Source organism: Agrobacterium tumefaciens, assembly GCF_009649785.1.
In the GTDB taxonomy this organism is placed as follows: Bacteria; Pseudomonadota; Alphaproteobacteria; order Rhizobiales; family Rhizobiaceae; genus Agrobacterium; species Agrobacterium tumefaciens.
On sequence record NZ_WJOK01000008.1, the window covers coordinates 49,359 to 67,275 of the forward strand.

Below are 17,917 nucleotides of genomic sequence, written 5' to 3' on the forward strand. Positions count from 1 at the left end.
TATCCGGCGCACCGTTTGGAGCAAGCCTTTAGAACAAACTGCGGCCCAAGGCCAGCCCGGCGAAAACCGCCGCGATGGAAACCACCAGGCTTGCCGTGATGTAAACCGCCGAAAGGCCGAGCGCGCCGCGTTCGAAAAGCGCTACCGCATCCAGCGAGAAGGACGAAAAGGTGGTGAAGCCACCGAGAACGCCGGTGACCAGAAACAGGCGCATCTCCATGGACGCGTTCAGCCGCCTTGCAACAAGCTCAACCAGGAAACCGATGAGAAAGGATCCGACCACATTCACCGCAAGCGTTCCCCAAGGGAAAGTCATACCCACAAGGCGCACACTCAACAGACCGACGAGATAGCGGAAAACCGAACCGATTGCGCCGCCTGCTGCGACAAGAGCGATATTCAGCATTTGGGGAATGTCTCCGGAGAAATACCCGACGGGTCTGTTGAAGACGTTTTCTAGAACATAGCCACGGGTGGTGAAACCCCCTCGTCCCGACCTTTTTTCGATTAAAACTCGATTAAATTGCACGTCCGCGATTTAGGCTTCCAACAAGACGCAGCTGCTAATCTGCGGTTTTACGGGTCGGCGAAGGATGGCCGGAGGTTGGATGACACAGGTTCTTTCCGTTTCTGCAAACACTGCGGCCTACGCACTGGAGGCCGTGAAGCCGTCGCAGCGTGTTTCGCGCAGAAGCGAGGTTGAGGAAGCCATTCACGAATTGGCGCGCAAGGCCGAACAGGGAGACGATTTCCAGTTGAGAGCCTTGCTCACCGCCATCAAGCCGCCGGCCTTGACCCTCTATTTCCTGACAAGCGCCAGCCATCGCAACGCCCCCCAGACAACACTCGATCAGGCCGTGCAGGCCTACGAGGAAAACCAATCCAATAAAAACTCATAATATCAATTCTATATCCATACTTATTAAATCGATTTATAAGTTTTTTAGTGCGCATTTCGCCCGTTCAGGTTGTTGTCAGATTCAAATTTTAGTCCTTCGGTACCAACTGGAGGAAGATCATGATTTCTATTGCCCGTCACGTCACAGCCACCACGATCGCGCTCCTTGTTTCGGCGCCGGCTTTCGCGGCCACGACCATCAAGGTCACCGAAGGCGGTGAAGGTGGCGGACCAATGACACTCGTGATGGACCAGACGACGGTCAAAGCCGGTGAAGCCGTGTTTCATGTGCATAACGATGCCATGAGCGAGCAGCACGAAATGGTGCTCGTCAAGCTGAAGTCTGCAGACGAAAAAATACCGCTCAATACCGCGAAACACCGTGTCGATGAAAAACAGCTTAAAAGTCTTGGCGAAGTGGCCGACCTGAAGCCCGGCGGCGATGGTCAGCTCAAGGCAAAGCTTACGCCCGGCACATATCTCCTCTTATGCAACATAAAAGGTCACTACGAAGCGGGTATGCAGGCCAAGCTGACTGTTACAAAATAATATTGGTCGAACAAGCTGAGGCTGCCGGATGAGTATTGCGTTCCGGCAGCCTCTTTTTTGCGTCAGTTGTGCTGGTGAGCGTTCTTGTCGTCACCACCCTTGGCCGAGCCTGCGGAAAGCACAATCTCGACCTTGCCAGCCTTTTCAAAGATCAGCGTCACCGGCACCTTGTCGCCTTCGGCAAACGGCTTCTTCACGTTGAAGAACATCATGTGCAGGCCGCCGGGCTTCAGTTCCACTGTCTCACCGGCGGGAATGACGATGCCGTCATCCAGCTTGCGCATTTTCATGACGTCGTTGACCATGGCCATTTCGTGAATTTCCGCGCGGCCGGCGGCGGAGGATTCGACGCCGATCAGCTTGTCGTCGCTGGAACCGGTATTCTTGATCGTCACATAACCGCCGCCCACGGGCTGACCGGGCAGCATGGCCTTTGTCGCGCCAGCCGAGAGCTCGAGACTGCCAGCCTTCACCACGTCCATATCCATATCCATGGCCATAGCGGAATGATCATGCCCGCCGGCATGGGCTTTTGCGGTAACGCGGATGGTCGGCGCCGGGCTTTTCAGCGAATGCGGATCGACGCCTGCGGCCGCCACCTCGTCCCAGGAAACCTTGCCTTTGTCGCCGCAAAGCTGCGTCACCTTGAAGGGAAGATCCTGCCCGGCCTCTATGCCGGAGATTTTTCCCTGAACGGCAAAGGTGTCATAGAATTCATCCGGCAGATTGCCGCCCTTCCAGCGGATTTCGACCGCGCCGCTTTTGATGTCCTTTCCGTGGTTCTTGTAGGCTTTCTGATAGTCGCCCTTGATGACCTCAAGGTCCCAACCGGCCTTGGGCTGCGGCTTGGCAGTGATGAAGCCTTCCGGCAGCTTGATCTGCACTTCTGTGGTGGCAAGTCCGCCATCGCAGCCATGCGGCACCTGAAGTGCGGCAACGATGGTGCTTTCCTGTTCGGCCGAACCGTCAACGAAGGTCGTATGGGCGAAGGCCTGCGCCGTGTAGACGGAGGCGACGAACAGGGTGCAGGTGATGATCTTGGTGGTTTTCATTTGTTTGTCCTTGCGACTGCGGCGCCATTGGCCCGGGCAGCTGCTCCGTGCCGCCACCCGGCGGCGATGATCCTGTGAAACGAAGAGATCAGGCGGACAGGGTTGGCGGGCCGCGTGCGGACGGTTTGCGGATCGTCTGGACCGAGTGAAAGCCCCATTCCGCGGTCAGGCGATTGTCGAGCCAGGCGAATTCCGTCCTCAGCCAGCCGGCCGCATCGGGCACCGGCAAGAGAATGGACGAGGCCAGCAGGCAGGCCTCGCAAAACAGGATCGCATCGCTTGAATGGGCGGGGCCGTCATTGGGGTGCGAGACATTTACCCCGCCGCTGTGGCCTAGGCAGATTTCGGCAAAGGTGCCGTCCGGCAGCCGGTAGCTCTCATCCAGAAGAACGGCAGGTGCCGCGGCGAGCGCGGGCTTGTGGGCAAAACCAAGCGACAACATCAAAAGCGCGCAGAAAATGCGAAGCATTTTCTCCACTCTTGTCAGCGGTCGTTTTCGATTTGCGTCCATCTTCTGGCGATACCCCTCTTTCTTTCCGATTTCAAAGGGGAAATTTGCCGCAGGCCCAACCGCTCAAAGGAACAATCGATACAGGGCGGCATTTCCTTTCCAATACGGATCGTTTCGGAAGGAGTACCGACATGCCAGCCAAATCGAAAGCCCAGCAGAAAGCCGCAGGTGCGGCGCTGGCCGCCAAACGCGGTGAAGTCAAGAAATCCAGTTTACAAGGTGCTTCAAAAAGCATGGAGAAGTCCATGACAGAAAAGGAACTTGATGAACTGGCGTCGACAAAGCGCAAGGGTCTGCCGGAGAAAAAATCAGACTGACGGCACGCTTCATGCTTGGAACTCGCCGTGTATCTAGCCAGCGATGGCGCAGATGGAGCAAAAATCTGTTCAGATGCGTCATTTCGTCCTTGCCAATGACCGGGCTTCGAAGATAATGAGCCTCGCATCATCGTTGGGAGAAACCGCTTCATTGCGGTGCCGAAGGAGCAACCGCCCCGGAAACTCTCAGGCAAAAGGACCACCGGTGACGACGGAACTCTGGAGAGAAGCCACCTTTCATAAGGACGGCTCGCCGAAGGGATAACAATCTCAGGCGACAAGGACAGAGGGGGCTCTTGAACCCGGCGCGTTTTTCGCGTCATGACCTGAGCCCGCGCGATCTTTCGCGCAACCCTGGAGGCGTCCTTGGACGATACCGCCGAGCTTAAAATCACGCCGCTCCATTCCCTGCATGTTTCCCTTGGCGCCCGCATGGTGCCTTTCGCCGGTTACGACATGCCGGTGCAATATCCGGCGGGCGTGCTGAAGGAACATCTTCAGACCCGTACCTCTGCTGGCCTCTTCGACGTGTCTCACATGGGCCAGGTTATCGTAAAGGCGAAGTCGGGCAACAATGCCGACGCTGCAATCGCGCTTGAAAAACTGGTGCCGGTTGACATCCTCGGCCTAAAGGAGGGCCGCCAGCGTTACGGTTTCTTCACCGATGAAAACGGCTGTATCCTCGATGATCTGATGATCACCAATCGCGGCGATCACCTTTTCGTCGTCGTCAACGCGGCGTGCAAGGACGCTGATGTCGCCCATATGAAGGCGCATCTTTCTGACACTTGCGACATTACCCTTCTCGATGATCGGGCGCTGATTGCGCTTCAGGGACCACGCGCTGAAGCGGTTCTGGCCGAACTTTGGGCCGGTGTTTCCGAAATGAAGTTCATGGACGTACTGGAAGTTCCTCTCCACGACGTTCCCTGCATCGTTTCCCGTTCCGGTTATTCCGGCGAGGATGGTTTTGAAATCTCCGTGCCTGCCGAAAAGGCGGAAGAGATCGCCAAGGCCCTGCTTGAGCACCCTGATTGCGAGCCGATCGGGCTTGGAGCGCGCGACAGCCTGCGTCTTGAAGCTGGCCTTTGTCTCTACGGCAACGATATCGATACAACGACCTCCCCCATCGAAGCCTCGCTTGAATGGGCGATCCAGAAGGCGCGCCGCGCCGGCGGTGATCGCGAAGGCGGTTTCCCTGGGGCAGAGCGTATTCTCGGTGAACTCAAGGACGGCACATCGCGTCGTCGCGTCGGCCTGAAGCCAGAGGGCAAGGCACCGGTGCGCGGTCATTCCAAGCTTTTCGCGGATGCAGAAGGCAAGACGGAAATCGGCGAAGTGACTTCCGGCGGCTTCGGTCCGTCGGTCGAAGGTCCCGTTGCCATGGGTTACATCCCTGCGGCCCATACTGCTCCCGGCACTGCGATCTTTGCGGAAGTGCGCGGCAAATATCTGCCCGTCACCGTCGCTGCCCTGCCCTTCATCAAGCCCACCTACAAACGATAATCTTCATCCCATCTCCGGAGAGAATACGATGCTGAAATTTACCGCAGAACACGAATGGCTGAAGTTCGACGGCGATATCGCCACCGTTGGCATTACCAGCCACGCCGCTGAACAGCTTGGCGACCTCGTCTTCGTCGAATTGCCGGAAGTGGGCGCCACCTTCTCCAAGAATGGCGACGCGGCGACCGTTGAATCCGTCAAGGCGGCTTCCGATGTCTATTGTCCGCTGGATGGCGAAGTGGTGGAAATCAACCAGGCCATCGTCGACGATCCCTCGCTGGTCAATTCCGATCCGCAGGGTGCCGGCTGGTTCTTCAAGCTGAAGCTCTCCAACGCCGCGGATGCCGATACGCTGCTCGACGAGGCAGCCTACAAGGAGCTGATCGCGTAATGACGACGCCCACGGAATTCCATTTCACCGACTATCAGCCCTATGATTTCGCCAACCGGCGTCACATCGGGCCGTCGCCGTCGGAAATGGCGGAGATGCTGAAGGTCATCGGCTACAAGAGCCTCGATGCCCTGATCGACGCCACCGTTCCCTCCTCCATCCGCCAGAAGGTGCCGCTGACCTGGGGTGCAGCGCTGACCGAACGCGAGGCGCTCGACCGCCTGCGCGAGACGGCCAACAAGAACCAGGTGCTGACCTCGCTGATCGGCCAGGGCTATTACGGCACAATCACGCCGCCGGTGATCCAGCGTAACATTCTGGAAAACCCGGCCTGGTACACCGCCTATACGCCTTACCAGCCAGAAATCAGCCAGGGCCGTCTTGAGGCGCTGCTGAACTACCAGACCATGGTCTGCGATCTGACCGGCCTCGATGTCGCCAATGCATCGCTGCTTGATGAAGCGACCGCCGCTGCCGAAGCCATGGCGATGTGCCAGCGCGTCGCGAAGTCCAAGGCAACCGCCTTCTTCGTCGATGCCAATTGCCATCCGCAGACCATCGCGCTGATCGAGACACGTGCGGCGCCACTCGGCTGGAAGGTGATCGTTGGTAATCCCTTTACCGATCTCGATCCTGTCGACGTGTTCGGCGCGATCTTCCAGTATCCGGGCACCCACGGTCATGTCAGCGATTTCTCGGGCCTGATTTCCCGCCTGCACCAGACGGGTGCCATCGCTGCCGTTGCCGCCGATCTTCTGGCGCTGACGCTGTTGAAGTCACCCGGTGAAATGGGTGCGGATATCGCCATCGGCACCTCGCAGCGTTTCGGCGTTCCGGTCGGCTATGGTGGTCCGCATGCGGCTTACATGTCCGTCAAGGATGCACATAAGCGCTCCATGCCTGGCCGTCTGGTCGGCGTCTCAGTCGATGCGCGCGGCAATCGCGCCTATCGTCTGTCGCTGCAGACCCGCGAGCAGCATATCCGCCGCGAGAAGGCTACCTCCAACATCTGCACCGCGCAGGTGCTGCTTGCAGTCATGGCGTCGATGTATGGCGTCTTCCATGGCCCGCAGGGCATCAAGGCGATTGCCCAGCAGACCCACCAGAAAGCCGTTTTGATGGCCAAGGGCTTGGAGAAGCTTGGCTACGTCATCGAGCCGGAAACCTTCTTCGACACCATCACCGTCGAAGTCGGCCATATGCAGGGCGTCATCCTGCGCTCGGCCGTTGCGGAAGGTGTGAACCTGCGCAAGGTCGGCGCGACCAAGATCGGCATGAGCCTTGACGAGCGCACGCGTCCCGCGACGCTTGAGGCGGTCTGGCGCGCATTCGGCGGCAATTTCTCGATCTCGGATTTCGAGTTGGAATATCGCCTGCCGAAGGAACTGCTGCGCACCAGCCAGTACATGACGCATCCGATCTTCCACATGAACCGTGCCGAAAGCGAGATGACCCGTTACATCCGCCGTCTTTCGGACCGTGATCTCGCGCTCGACCGCTCGATGATCCCGCTCGGTTCCTGCACCATGAAACTGAACGCAACTGCGGAAATGCTGCCCATAACGTGGCCGGAATTTTCCGACATCCATCCCTTCGTGCCGGCCAATCAGGCGCTCGGCTACAAGGAAATGATCGATGACCTCTCGGAAAAGCTGTGCTCGGTCACCGGTTACGACGCCTTCTCCATGCAGCCGAATTCCGGCGCGCAGGGTGAATATGCGGGGCTCCTGACCATCCGCAACTACCACATCGCCAATGGCGGCGCACATCGCGACGTTTGCCTCATTCCAACCTCGGCGCATGGCACCAATCCAGCGTCCGCGCAGATGGTTGGCATGAAAGTGGTGCCGGTGAAAGTGCGGGAAAATGGCGACATCGATATCGACGATTTTCGAGCAAAAGCAGAGCAGTATGCGGAAAACCTCTCGTGCTGCATGATCACCTATCCGTCCACCCATGGCGTGTTTGAGGAGACGGTTCGCGAGATTTGCGAGATCACCCATAAACACGGTGGTCAGGTCTATCTCGACGGCGCCAACATGAACGCCATGGTCGGTCTTGCCCGTCCCGGCGATATCGGTTCCGACGTCAGCCACCTCAACCTGCACAAGACCTTCTGCATCCCGCATGGCGGCGGCGGTCCGGGCATGGGGCCGATCGGCGTCAAGGCGCATCTTGCTCCCTATCTTCCCGGCCATCCGACGACGGACGGTCGTGAAGGTGCGGTTTCGGCTGCCCCCTTCGGCTCGCCGTCGATCCTGCCGATTTCCTGGAGCTACTGCCTGATGATGGGCGGCGAAGGGCTGACGCAGGCGACCAAGGTTGCGATCCTCAACGCCAACTACATCGCCGAACGGCTGAAGGGCGCTTACGACGTGCTCTACAAGTCCGAAACGGGACGTGTGGCGCATGAGTGCATCATCGACACCCGCCCGCTGGCAGACAGTTGCGGCGTGACGGTGGACGACGTTGCAAAGCGCCTCGTCGACTGCGGTTTCCATGCGCCGACCATGAGCTGGCCGGTTGCCGGCACGCTGATGATCGAGCCAACGGAATCCGAGACCAAAGCGGAAATCGACCGTTTCTGCGATGCCATGCTGGCGATCCGCGAGGAAGCCCGCGACATCGAGGAAGGCCGTGCGGACAAGACCAACAATCCGCTGAAGAACGCGCCGCACACGGTGGAAGATCTCGTCGGCGAGTGGGATCGTCCCTACAGCCGCGAACAGGGTTGCTTCCCGCCCGGCGCCTTCCGCATCGACAAATACTGGTCGCCGGTAAACCGCATTGACAATGTCTATGGCGACCGCAACCTCATCTGCACCTGCCCGCCGATGGAGGCTTATGCCGAGGCCGCCGAATAAAGGCATCGGTACGAACGAACTTATGAAGGCCCGGAGCGATCCGGGCCTTTTTCGTTCCGGACACAAGCCCCAAGACCGGGCGACCACGTCACATGCGATTGATCGTAACCCGTTCCATGCTAAACCGGATGCTGCAATTTAAGCGGTGATGGAGTTTGAATGCGTTTGATTTGCCTGAATGGTTGGGGCGGAAAGCTCCATGACGAGCTTGTTCCCTATATCTCCGCGTCCGATCCCGACATTCTATGTTTGCAGGAAGTGGTGCATACACCGGCAGCCGAAGAGGACTGGCTGAGCTATCGCGATGACGGTAGGGATCTGCCGCAAAGGGCGAACTTTCTTCGCGATGTCGAAGAAGCCCTACCCGATCATCTGGCAATCTTTTGCCCGGCGTCACAGGGGGACCTCTGGCACGGGGAGACACGATATCCCTCTCAATGGGGGCTGGCGACTTTCGTGCGTAAATCCATCGCGATTGTTGCGCAGGCTCAAGGTTTTGTGCACGGCTGCTTTTCTGCGAATGGATACGGAGATCACCCGCGTTCGCGCACGGGCCATGCTGTCAGGGTTTTCGACTTCACGACCGGCCAGCCAGCCGTCATCGCCCATATGCATGGGCTGCGTGACCCCAACGGTAAACACGATATTCCCGCCCGTCTGATGCAGGCAAAACGCCTCGTGAAACTCGTCAAAGACATCGCGGAGGATGGTGACCGGATCATCGTGTGCGGCGATTTTAATGTTCTGCCTGAGAGCGACACCTTCACGGTATTGAAGGAACTGGATCTCATCGAACTCGTCACGACACGTGGTTTCACAGACACGCGCACCTCGCATTATGCCAAACAAAACCGTTTTGCAGATTACATGCTGGTCAACCCAGTTGTGCAGGTCGATCATTTCGATGTGGTGAGACAGCCAGAAGTCTCGGATCATTGCCCCTTCCTGCTCGAATTCAGCTAGAGGCTTAAGCCGCCTTATCGGTCGTTGTCTTCATCTCACAGTTTGGTCAGCGCACGAGCCGGATATCGCTCGTCACCACCGTCTTGCCGGTCCTGCCGTCCTTGTCGGTGGTGCGAAGCCGCAGGCCGTTTTGCCCGACTTTTTCGATTGTCATGGCTGCGACGCGGTCGCCGTTGATGTCGCGGTTCCAGCGAACCGTCAGATTGATTGCATTTCCCTGCCGCGTACCGGAAAGGGCAGACGGTCGGCCGGAGGGTCCGGTGTAAGCGCCGCTGTAACGTCCACCTTTCTCCGACAGGTCGGCTGCAATTGCGCGCCTGACCACTAGAAGGCCACGGCATGTGCCGGACATATTGAGCGACGAGGTCCCCGCTTTGGAATTCAGCGTACAATTGACGTTGATTGGCGGCGTGCCAATGCGGGCGATCACGGTTCCCTTACCCGCCCATGTGCCTTTCAGCGACGAGAGGAATTCACGTTCGTCCGCTAATGCCGGCTGCACACCGAGCAGCCCTGCAAAAAATAAACTCGTGATAGCCGTCGTTTTCATGGCGCGTATCCAATTTTTCACGAAGACTAACTCGCTTGCACCGTCAAACGTTCCTCCGGTTTATTTAGCAACTGTCAAAAAATTCGAGAGGCTCATGTTTCTATCGTGCCGATGCAACCAAATGCAGGCATAGATGTTTCTCGCCAGCGTCGATCAATTTCTGATCACCTACCGCATATTTTTCGGAGCATATTTCATGACGACGATCGGCGTTTTGGCACCGCGCGGCAGCCTCCCCTCCGGCGGTCTGCCTCGCAGCGGTGGTATGTCAGACCGCACGCTTTTTGCCCTTGCGGCGCTTAATTTCTTTCTGGCCGATGCCCGCGACGGGCTAGGGCCGTTCCTGGACGCATTTTTGGCGACACAGGGCTGGTCATCGCTTTCGCTGGGGATGATTGCCACGGTCGGTGGCCTTGTCGGTCTGCTTGCCACACCGCTCTGCGGCGCGTTGGTGGACGGCACGACGTGGAAAAGAACGTTGATTGCCATCCCCGTCGTTCTCGTCACCGTCGGCGCGCTGATTACGCTGATCTTTCCCGATGCGTGGATCGTCTGGACCGGCCAGATCATGACTGCGGTTGTCGGCGCCGTCGTTGGACCGGCTCTGGCCGGACTGACGCTTGGTCTGGTCGGTGAACGCCTGTTCTCCCGTCAGATATCGCGAAACGAATTCTGGAACCATGGCGGCAATTTCGCATCGCTCTTCGCCACTTACGTTGCCGTTTCCTTCTTCGGCCTGCATGGCGTCATCGGACTGATGCTTCTGACGGCTGCCGGCGCACTTGTTGCCGCCGCCGCCATCGACCCCGACAGGATCGACCACAAGGTGGCGCGAGGCCTTGGCGAGGACAAGGGCGAACCGGGGCCTTCAGGCATCAACGTGCTGCTTCACGAACGCGGTCTGATATTCCTCGCGATCATTCTTCTTATCTTCCACTTCGGCAACGCGCCGATGGGGCGGCTTATCGCGCAGAATTTTGCCATCGAACTGCAGACACCATTCCGCACGACAGCGATCATTACTGGCGTCGCGCAATTTGCCATGATCTTCGTTGCGGCCCTGGCGCCGTGGCTGATCCGTCGCTTCGGTCTTGCGACGGTGTTCCTGATCGCGCTTGCGGCCCTGCCGATCCGCGGTCTGCTGGCTTCCGCCTTCACCGATTTCTGGGTAATCTTTCCGGTACAGTTGCTTGACGGTATCGGTGCCGGCCTTCTGGGCATCGTGACGCCTGTGGCCGCCGAACGCATTCTCAAGGGAACAGGCCGGTTCAATGTCGGCCTTGCAAGCGTCATGATGGTGCAGGGCATTGGTGCGTCCCTCAGCAACGTCGTTGCCGGCTGGCTGGTCACCAAAGGCGGTTACGCCCTTTCGCACTTGGTCGGCGGCGGGATATCGGCCATCGCCATCGCTCTCTTCTTCATCTACCGAAACGAGATCGCCCCGAAGCAGGCCGACGAAGCGCTGCCTCAGTAAACCGTACAAATAAAAAAGGAGGCCTCGGGGCCTCCTTCATCCAACTTGCGCAAATGTCGGTTATCCGACGAAAGCGCGCTCGATGACGAACTCGGCAGGCTTGTTGTTCGCACCTTCGTTAAGGCCGGCCTTTTCAAGAAGCTCCTTCGTGTCCTTCAGCATGGCCGAAGAACCGCAGATCATGCCGCGATCGATCGCGGGATCGAGTGCGGGAACACCCAGATCCGCAAACAGCTTGCCGTTCTCAATCAGCGAGGTGATGCGGCCCTTGAAGGGATAATCCTCGCGCGTGACAGTCGCATAGTGCTTGAGCTTGTCGCCGACGATCTCGTTCAGGAATTCATGGTTCCTGATTTCCTCGACCAGATCGAAACCGTATTTCAGTTCGGCCACATCGCGGCAGGTATGGGTGAGGATGACCTCTTCAAACTTTTCATAGGTCTCGGGATCGCGGATCAGGCTTGCGAAAGGTGCAATGCCGGTGCCGGTCGAGAACATATAGAGCCGTCTGCCTGGTGTCAGGGCATCCAGAACCAGAGTTCCTGTCGGCTTCTTGCGCATAAGCACGGTATCGCCGGGCTTGATCGCCTGAAGATGCGAGGTCAGCGGGCCATCCGGAACCTTGATCGAGAAGAATTCAAGCTCCTCGTCCCAGGCAGGGCTGGCGATGGAATAGGCGCGGTAGATCGGCTTTTCGCCGACCATCAGGCCGATCATGGCGAATTCGCCGGAGCGGAAGCGGAAGCCGGCCGGACGCGTCATGCGGAAACGGAACAGGTGATCCGTATAGTGCTCCACCGACAAAACTGTCTCGGCGTAAACACCATCAGGTATCTTGATCGCGAAATCTTCCGTCTTGGCTGGCGCGTTCATTTCAGGTTCCGTCCATTCATTCGATAAGCGACATTCTTCGACCGGGCAATTATACCATTTTTGCCGCGGTTTGAAGGCATGAGAATATCAATACTGCCATGCGCGCAGAAAATATGCATCTAAAACTCATATTTCCGTGCAACGCGTCATTGGGCCGCACGGCGGCGCCAGCTATAGGCCTCTCCACCCTTGGCCGAAAGGGCCGTCGGCTGGTAATAGACCGGGATTTCCGGCAGGCGATTTTCGGAGAGGCGGCGGATCGCCGTCTCGTTCGTGACCGCAAAGCTGGTAAAGCCGGTGCGCAGCATCAGCGGCACCTGGTCGATCAAAACATCGCCAACCGCCCTCACCTCGCCGGCAAAATCAAGACGGCTGCGCAGCAACGAGGCATGGCTGAAACCCCGCCCGTCATTGAAGGCCGGGAAGCTGACGGCGACAAGGTCGATGCGGTCGAGATAGGGCTCGAGTCGGGTGACATCGTCGGCAGGCGCAATCAGAACGCCGAGGCCGACATCATTGCTTTCAGCCGCACGGACAAGGAAATCAGCAAGCGACAGCACCGGTTTCTGCTCGGCAGTTGCCTTCACTTCTTCCGTTTCGATCACCCAGGGATCGTTTTCCACGAAGCCGTCGCGGTTCCAGATTTTCGTCATGTCAATCTCCTCAGGCGGCTTCAGCGGCGGAACCGTAGAGCGCATCCTTGAACGGCTGCGGTCCGACGCGGCGATAGGCTTCGAGGAAGGTTTCTTCCTTCGAAAGACGCAAGCCCAGATAGGTGTCGACGATGGTTTCCACCGCGTCGGTCACTTTTTCCGGCTCGAAACCGCGGCCAATGATCTCACCAATCGAGGTGTTTTCATCACCCGATCCGCCAAGCGTGATCTGGTAGAGTTCCGCACCCTTCTTCTCAACACCCAGAAGACCGATATGGCCGACATGGTGGTGGCCGCAGGCATTGATGCAGCCGGAAATCTTGATCTTAAGCTCGCCGATTTCCGCCTGACGTTCCGGCGCGCCAAAACGGGTAGAGATTTCCTGCGCCACCGGAATGGAGCGCGCATTGGCAAGCGCGCAATAGTCCAGCCCGGGACAGGCAATGATATCGGTGATCAACCCGGCATTGGCAGTCGCCAGTCCGGCTCCTACAAGTGCGCGATAGACCGGCTCAAGATCGGCCAGTGCCACATGCGGCAGGATGATGTTCTGCTCGTGGCTGATGCGGATTTCGTCAAACGCGTATTCGGCGGCGATATCGGCGACGAGTTCCATCTGCTCGTCGGTCGCATCGCCGGGAATGCCGCCAATCGGCTTCAGGGAAATCGTCACCATGCCGTAGTCCGGATGCTTATGCGGCTGGACGTTCTGCTCGACAAAACGGGCAAAACCCTCATCCGCCCGCTTCCAGCGCGCCAGGCTCTCCCAGCCTTCAGGACGGTCCTTAAGTGCCGGCGGTGCGAAATAGGCGGTGATGGCCGCAATATCGGCATCCGGCAGCTTCAATTCCGTGTTTTTCAGCTCCGCGAATTCAACCTCGACCTGGCGGGCCAGTTCTTCTGCGCCGGTTTCATGCACGAGGATCTTGATACGCGCCTTGTACTTGTTGTCGCGGCGGCCGTGCAGGTTGTAAACGCGCATGACGGCCGTGGTATAGGACAGCAGGTCTTCTTCCGGCAGGAAGTCGCGGATCTTCTTGGCGATCATCGGCGTACGGCCCTGCCCGCCGCCGACATAGACGGCAAAACCGATCTCGCCCTTGTCGTTCTTTTTCAGATGCAGGCCGATATCGTGAACCTGAATCGCGGCGCGGTCGCGCTCGGCGCCCGTTACAGCGATCTTGAACTTGCGCGGCAGGAACGAGAACTCCGGATGCACGGAAGACCATTGACGCAGGATTTCCGCATAAGGACGCGGATCGGCGACCTCGTCTGCGGCGGCGCCCGCGAAATGGTCGGCGGTCACGTTGCGAATGCAGTTACCCGAGGTCTGCAGCGCATGCATTTCCACGCTTGCCAGTTCGGAGAGGATATCGGGCGTGTCGGACAGGCGCGGCCAGTTGTACTGAATGTTCTGGCGGGTGGTGAAGTGGCCGTAACCCCGGTCATATTTGCGGGCGATATGGGCCAGCATCCGCATCTGCTGCGAATTCAGCGTGCCGTAGGGAATGGCGACGCGCAGCATATAGGCATGGAGCTGGAGATAGACACCGTTCATAAGGCGCAGCGGCTTGAACGCGTCCTCAGCAAGCTCGCCGGACAACCGGCGCTCGACCTGATCGCGAAACTGTGCCACGCGGCCTTCAACAAATGCGTGATCGAACTCGTCGTAACGGTACATATTCTTCCTCAGACTGCGATGAATGCTGCATCGGCCGGCTTGAAGCCGTTGGCATAGTGCATAGTCGGGCCAGCGGCGCGAATGCGCTCACGAAGCCGCGTCGGCCAAAGCTTGCCATTCTCCTCCACCACGTCGATGACATTCACGTCAACGACCTTGTTGGCGGAAAAATCCCGCTTGCCGATTTCCTCGAACGAAGCGACGGCCTCCGCGTGGCGGGCGACGATTGCGTCCTGCAGGTTCTCCGTCCATTCGCCATTGGCATCGAGCCATACAGCGATCCCATCGCCCAGGCGGTTGGCGGTCAAAACCTTGTCAGCCATTTGCATACTCCCTTTTAAGGTTCGCTGGCCGCGCAACAAGCGCGAGCGCCTCGGACCTGTCAAAATTGGCGCCCGCCACCGCATCGCCGATGATGACCATGACCGGACCGGTCAGTTCGTCGCGATGTTCGAGGTCGGGCAGATCGTTCAAAGTGCCATGCAGCAGGCGGCGATCCGCGCGGCTGGCATTTTCGATAACGGCTACGGTCGTTTCCACGCCGAGACCTGCCTCTATCAGCCTCGTCGCGACCGACGCGGCAACGCTGCGGCCCATATAGACAGCAATGGTAGCGCCGGAGACGGCAAGCCGCGCCCAATCCGGCAGGACATCGCCGGTCAGATCGTGGCCGGTGGTGAAAATCAGCGACGAAGCGACACCGCGCAGCGTCAAGGGCAATTCGAAATCCGCAGCAGCGGCGAAGGCGGAGGTAATGCCCGGAACGATCTCGTAACCTATACCGGCATCGCGCAGCGCCGCCATCTCCTCTCCCGCCCGGCCATAGACCAGCGGATCACCGGATTTGAGGCGCACGACGCGCTTGCCGTCTTTACCAAGACGCACCAGCAGGCGGTTGATCTCATCCTGCGACTTGCTGTGGCAGCCCTTGCGTTTGCCGACGGACAGCCGCTCGGCGTCGCGGCGCCCCATGTCAACGATTGCCTGCGGCACTAGCGCATCGTAGACGATCACATCCGCTTCCATCAGCACGCGCTGCGCGCGCAGCGTCAGCAAATCTTCGGCACCGGGACCAGCGCCCACAAGCCAGACGCGGCCTTCGCTGCGCTCGGGCGATTGCAGCAAACGGTCAGCGGCATGGCGGGCGGATGATGTATCGCCGAGAGCGACGGCATCTGCGACAGCACCGGAAAAGAACCGGCGCCAGAAATTGCGCCGCAACGCGCCCTTGGGAACATTCTGCTCGGCGGCGTCACGATATTGCACGGCGAGGCGCGCAAGCTTGCCCAGCGACGGAGACAGCATCTGGTCGATGCGTGCACGGATCATCTGGGCAAGAACCGGGCCTGCGCCTTCGGTGCCAATGGCGATGGCGACGGGTGCGCGGGCGACGAGTGCCGGCGTGAAGAAATCGCAGAACTCCGGCTGATCCACCGCATTGGCAGGGATTTTCTTGGCGCGCGCAGCCAAAACGATCTCACGGTCCAGTGCCTCGTCTCCAGTGGCGGCAAAAACCAGCGTTGCGCCTTCAATCAACTGGCTTGCGAAACCCATGGCCCGATGATCGATGCCGTTTTCGCTGATATAGCGCGCAAAATCCGCTTCCGGCTGGTCGGCATAAGCAATGATATGTGCATTGGTATTGGCAAGCAGCCTTACCTTCGCAAAGGCCTCGTCACCATTGCCGAAAACAGCGACCCGCCGTCCCTCAACCCGGAAGAACGCGGGGAAGGTCGAAAGGCGATCGCCAGAAGCGGAAAAATCGTGTTCCTTGTGCATCGGGCATTTATCCCGCATTGCGGCGCAAGATTGAAGAAACAGAAATTCAAGCCTTTCCGACACCTGGATTTTTATTTCTCGAACACCCCTGTTTTTGAGGAAAACTAACCGGCGCACCTTTATCAACCCTGTCGAACGCCTCTAAATCCCATGAGAATCCCTTGACAAACCAGGCCCTCGCGCCGAACAAGAAGGGACTATTTTCGTCGATATCTCCATGCAAAAACCGCTTCGCCCTGAGGCGGTACGAAGGATCAGACCCTTGACCAGCTCGACAATTGCCGCCCGTCTTCTCGATGTTATCGAACAAGATATCCTGCCCCTGACGGCGCGCGGCGTCAGCCTCGGCAACAAGGTTTTCGGTGCGGCGATCCTGCGTAAATCCGATCTGTCGCTGGTGATCGCAGAGACGAATAACGAGTTGGAAAACCCGCTCTGGCATGGTGAAGTGCACGCGCTGAAGCGGTTTTACGAGCTGGGTGAGAAGCCGAACACCAAGGAATTGATTTTCCTTTCCACCCATGAACCCTGCACCATGTGCATGTCCGCCATCACCTGGGCCGGCTTCGACAATTTCTACTCCTTTTTCAGCCACGAGGATTCGCGCGACGCTTTCGCCATTCCGCACGACCTGAAAATCCTCAAGGAAGTTTTCGGGCTGGAGCCGGGCGGGTACCGCCGCAGCAACGCCTTCTGGAACTCTTTCTTCATTGCCGATCTGGTGGAGAGCGAAGACGATCCGCTGAAGACCGAGCTGAAGGCGCAGACGGCCCGCATCAAGGCTGCCTATGACGAGCTTTCCACCAGCTATCAGTCATCGAAGAGCGGCAACGATATTCCGCTGAACTAGAGCATTTCTAGACGGTTTTCCGCCTGGATATGTATGAAAATAAAGAACGAAGGTTTGAAAGACTATGGAAGCCTCGAAGGATATTTCCCGCCTGATCGAGATCATGGAAGCCCTGCGCCAGCCGGAAACCGGCTGCCCCTGGGATGTCGTCCAGACCTTCGAGACGATCAAGCCTTACACCATCGAAGAGGCTTATGAGGTTGCCGACGCCATCGAGCGCAAGGATATGGACGATCTTTGCGAAGAACTGGGCGACCTCTTGCTGCAGGTGGTTTTCCATGCCCGCATCGCCGAGGAACGGGGCGAATTCGCCTTTGGCGACGTGGTTGAGGCCGTGACGTCCAAAATGATCCGCCGCCATCCGCACGTCTTTGCCGTTTCCGCCGCCAATACGCCTGACAGCGTCAAGCTGCAATGGGACCAGATTAAAGCCGAGGAAAAGCGCGAGCGCGCGGAACGGCGCGCCCGCCGCGGTATCACCGAGGATTTCAAGGCCGGCTTTTTAGGCGGTGTGCAGCGTAGCCAGCCGGCTCTGACCGAGGCTCTCAAGTTGCAGGAACAGGCTGCGCGCGTCGGTTTCGATTGGTCGGATCCAGCCCCCATTCTCGACAAGATCGAGGAGGAAATCGCCGAACTGCGTGAAGCGCTGGCGGAGGGAAAGCCGGAGAAGGTCTCTGATGAACTTGGCGATCTCATCTTCGCGCTGGTCAATATCGGCCGCCATGTCAAAGCCGATCCGGAAGACGCGCTGCGCGGCACCAATACGAAATTCCGCAGACGTTTCAATCACATCGAGACGTCGCTCACCGAAAATGGCGAAACGCTTCAGGAAGCGAGCCTTGAGAGAATGGAAGACCTGTGGCAGGCGGCAAAACGCATAGAACGCTCGCTGGATATGATTTCGTCCTGATCACCCGGATATGCTGAAAAACTCAGAGCGCCCGGTGCTTTCGACAGTGGTGACGAAAACCTAGAACCTCTCCTGCGTCACGCTCGGGCCTGCCCC

Annotated in this window: 19 protein-coding genes and 1 riboswitch; of the genes, 10 read left to right on the top strand and 9 right to left on the bottom strand. The window is 58.5% G+C overall.

Annotated features, from left to right (window positions below; genetic code table 11):
• Positions 1–28: 28 nt before the first annotated feature.
• The gene (gene crcB, locus GH784_RS10410) at positions 29–406 is read right to left on the bottom strand and encodes a fluoride efflux transporter CrcB (protein ID WP_013636055.1); all 378 of its coding nucleotides are present in this window, start codon (positions 404–406) and stop codon (positions 29–31) included.
• A 202-nt stretch (positions 407–608) separates the two neighbouring features.
• On the opposite strand from crcB, the gene GH784_RS10415 reads away from it, so the two are divergent.
• Entirely contained in the window at positions 609–899 is a 291-nt protein-coding gene (locus GH784_RS10415) for a hypothetical protein (RefSeq protein WP_065704598.1), read from the top strand.
• 119 nt (positions 900–1,018) lie between these two features.
• Positions 1,019–1,447, top strand: coding sequence for a plastocyanin/azurin family copper-binding protein (locus tag GH784_RS10420; protein WP_003512955.1), 429 nt, complete (start codon positions 1,019–1,021; stop codon positions 1,445–1,447).
• A gap of 62 nt (positions 1,448–1,509) precedes the next feature.
• Here the strand turns inward: GH784_RS10420 and GH784_RS10425 are convergent, their stop codons facing one another.
• Both GH784_RS10425 and GH784_RS10430 read right to left on the bottom strand, forming a co-directional pair.
• Positions 1,510–2,499 carry a copper chaperone PCu(A)C gene (locus tag GH784_RS10425; protein WP_065704600.1) on the bottom strand — a complete coding sequence of 330 codons (990 nt, stop codon included), beginning with the start codon at positions 2,497–2,499 and terminating at the stop codon, positions 1,510–1,512.
• A gap of 88 nt (positions 2,500–2,587) precedes the next feature.
• A complete protein-coding gene (locus GH784_RS10430) occupies positions 2,588–2,968 on the bottom strand; it encodes a hypothetical protein (RefSeq protein WP_083211652.1) in 381 nt (126 codons plus the stop codon).
• Positions 2,969–3,141: 173 nt separating this feature from the next.
• Here GH784_RS10430 and GH784_RS10435 point away from each other — a divergent pair, with 173 nt between their 5' ends.
• From GH784_RS10435 to GH784_RS10455, 5 genes are all read left to right on the top strand, one after another.
• Entirely contained in the window at positions 3,142–3,327 is a 186-nt protein-coding gene (locus tag GH784_RS10435) for a DUF3008 family protein (protein WP_003496099.1), read from the top strand.
• A gap of 124 nt (positions 3,328–3,451) precedes the next feature.
• Positions 3,452–3,539: riboswitch (glycine riboswitch) on the top strand.
• A 154-nt stretch (positions 3,540–3,693) separates the two neighbouring features.
• Complete coding sequence (gene gcvT, locus GH784_RS10440) at positions 3,694–4,833, top strand: glycine cleavage system aminomethyltransferase GcvT (RefSeq protein WP_065704604.1); 1,140 nt, start codon at positions 3,694–3,696, stop codon at positions 4,831–4,833.
• 28 nt (positions 4,834–4,861) lie between these two features.
• Positions 4,862–5,224: a glycine cleavage system protein GcvH gene (gene gcvH / locus GH784_RS10445; protein ID WP_013636049.1), complete on the top strand. Its 363-nt coding sequence runs from the start codon at positions 4,862–4,864 to the stop codon at positions 5,222–5,224.
• Positions 5,224–8,088, top strand: coding sequence for an aminomethyl-transferring glycine dehydrogenase (gene gcvP / locus GH784_RS10450; RefSeq protein ID WP_003512945.1), 2,865 nt, complete (start codon positions 5,224–5,226; stop codon positions 8,086–8,088). Before gcvH ends, gcvP begins: the two co-directional genes overlap by 1 nt.
• A 159-nt stretch (positions 8,089–8,247) precedes the next feature.
• The gene (locus GH784_RS10455; protein ID WP_153793407.1) at positions 8,248–9,051 is read left to right on the top strand and encodes an endonuclease/exonuclease/phosphatase family protein; all 804 of its coding nucleotides are present in this window, start codon (positions 8,248–8,250) and stop codon (positions 9,049–9,051) included.
• A gap of 46 nt (positions 9,052–9,097) precedes the next feature.
• Here the strand turns inward: GH784_RS10455 and GH784_RS10460 are convergent, their stop codons facing one another.
• A complete protein-coding gene (locus tag GH784_RS10460) occupies positions 9,098–9,601 on the bottom strand; it encodes a hypothetical protein (RefSeq protein WP_153793408.1) in 504 nt (167 codons plus the stop codon).
• A gap of 133 nt (positions 9,602–9,734) precedes the next feature.
• Here GH784_RS10460 and GH784_RS10465 point away from each other — a divergent pair, with 133 nt between their 5' ends.
• Positions 9,735–11,075, top strand: a complete 1,341-nt coding sequence (locus GH784_RS10465; protein ID WP_029658762.1) for an MFS transporter — start codon at positions 9,735–9,737, stop codon at positions 11,073–11,075.
• 60 nt (positions 11,076–11,135) lie between these two features.
• Here GH784_RS10465 and GH784_RS10470 read toward each other — a convergent pair whose 3' ends face one another.
• The 5 genes from GH784_RS10470 to cysG all read right to left on the bottom strand — a co-directional run bounded on the left by GH784_RS10470 (position 11,136) and on the right by cysG (position 16,061).
• Complete coding sequence (locus GH784_RS10470) at positions 11,136–11,948, bottom strand: ferredoxin--NADP reductase (protein WP_003512938.1); 813 nt, start codon at positions 11,946–11,948, stop codon at positions 11,136–11,138.
• Between the two features lie 146 nt (positions 11,949–12,094).
• Positions 12,095–12,601: a DUF934 domain-containing protein gene (locus GH784_RS10475; protein WP_003502665.1), complete on the bottom strand. Its 507-nt coding sequence runs from the start codon at positions 12,599–12,601 to the stop codon at positions 12,095–12,097.
• 10 nt (positions 12,602–12,611) lie between these two features.
• The gene (locus tag GH784_RS10480; RefSeq protein ID WP_003512935.1) at positions 12,612–14,282 is read right to left on the bottom strand and encodes a nitrite/sulfite reductase; all 1,671 of its coding nucleotides are present in this window, start codon (positions 14,280–14,282) and stop codon (positions 12,612–12,614) included.
• Between the two features lie 8 nt (positions 14,283–14,290).
• A complete protein-coding gene (locus GH784_RS10485; RefSeq protein WP_003512933.1) occupies positions 14,291–14,605 on the bottom strand; it encodes a DUF2849 domain-containing protein in 315 nt (104 codons plus the stop codon).
• Positions 14,598–16,061 carry a siroheme synthase CysG gene (gene cysG, locus GH784_RS10490; RefSeq protein ID WP_065704609.1) on the bottom strand — a complete coding sequence of 488 codons (1,464 nt, stop codon included), beginning with the start codon at positions 16,059–16,061 and terminating at the stop codon, positions 14,598–14,600. The genes GH784_RS10485 and cysG overlap by 8 nt, the downstream gene beginning before the upstream one ends.
• A gap of 262 nt (positions 16,062–16,323) precedes the next feature.
• On the opposite strand from cysG, the gene GH784_RS10495 reads away from it, so the two are divergent.
• Positions 16,324–16,911, top strand: a complete 588-nt coding sequence (locus GH784_RS10495; protein WP_065661048.1) for a deaminase — start codon at positions 16,324–16,326, stop codon at positions 16,909–16,911.
• Between the two features lie 64 nt (positions 16,912–16,975).
• The gene (gene mazG / locus GH784_RS10500) at positions 16,976–17,821 is read left to right on the top strand and encodes a nucleoside triphosphate pyrophosphohydrolase (RefSeq protein ID WP_025593370.1); all 846 of its coding nucleotides are present in this window, start codon (positions 16,976–16,978) and stop codon (positions 17,819–17,821) included.
• Positions 17,822–17,917: the final 96 nt, after the last annotated feature.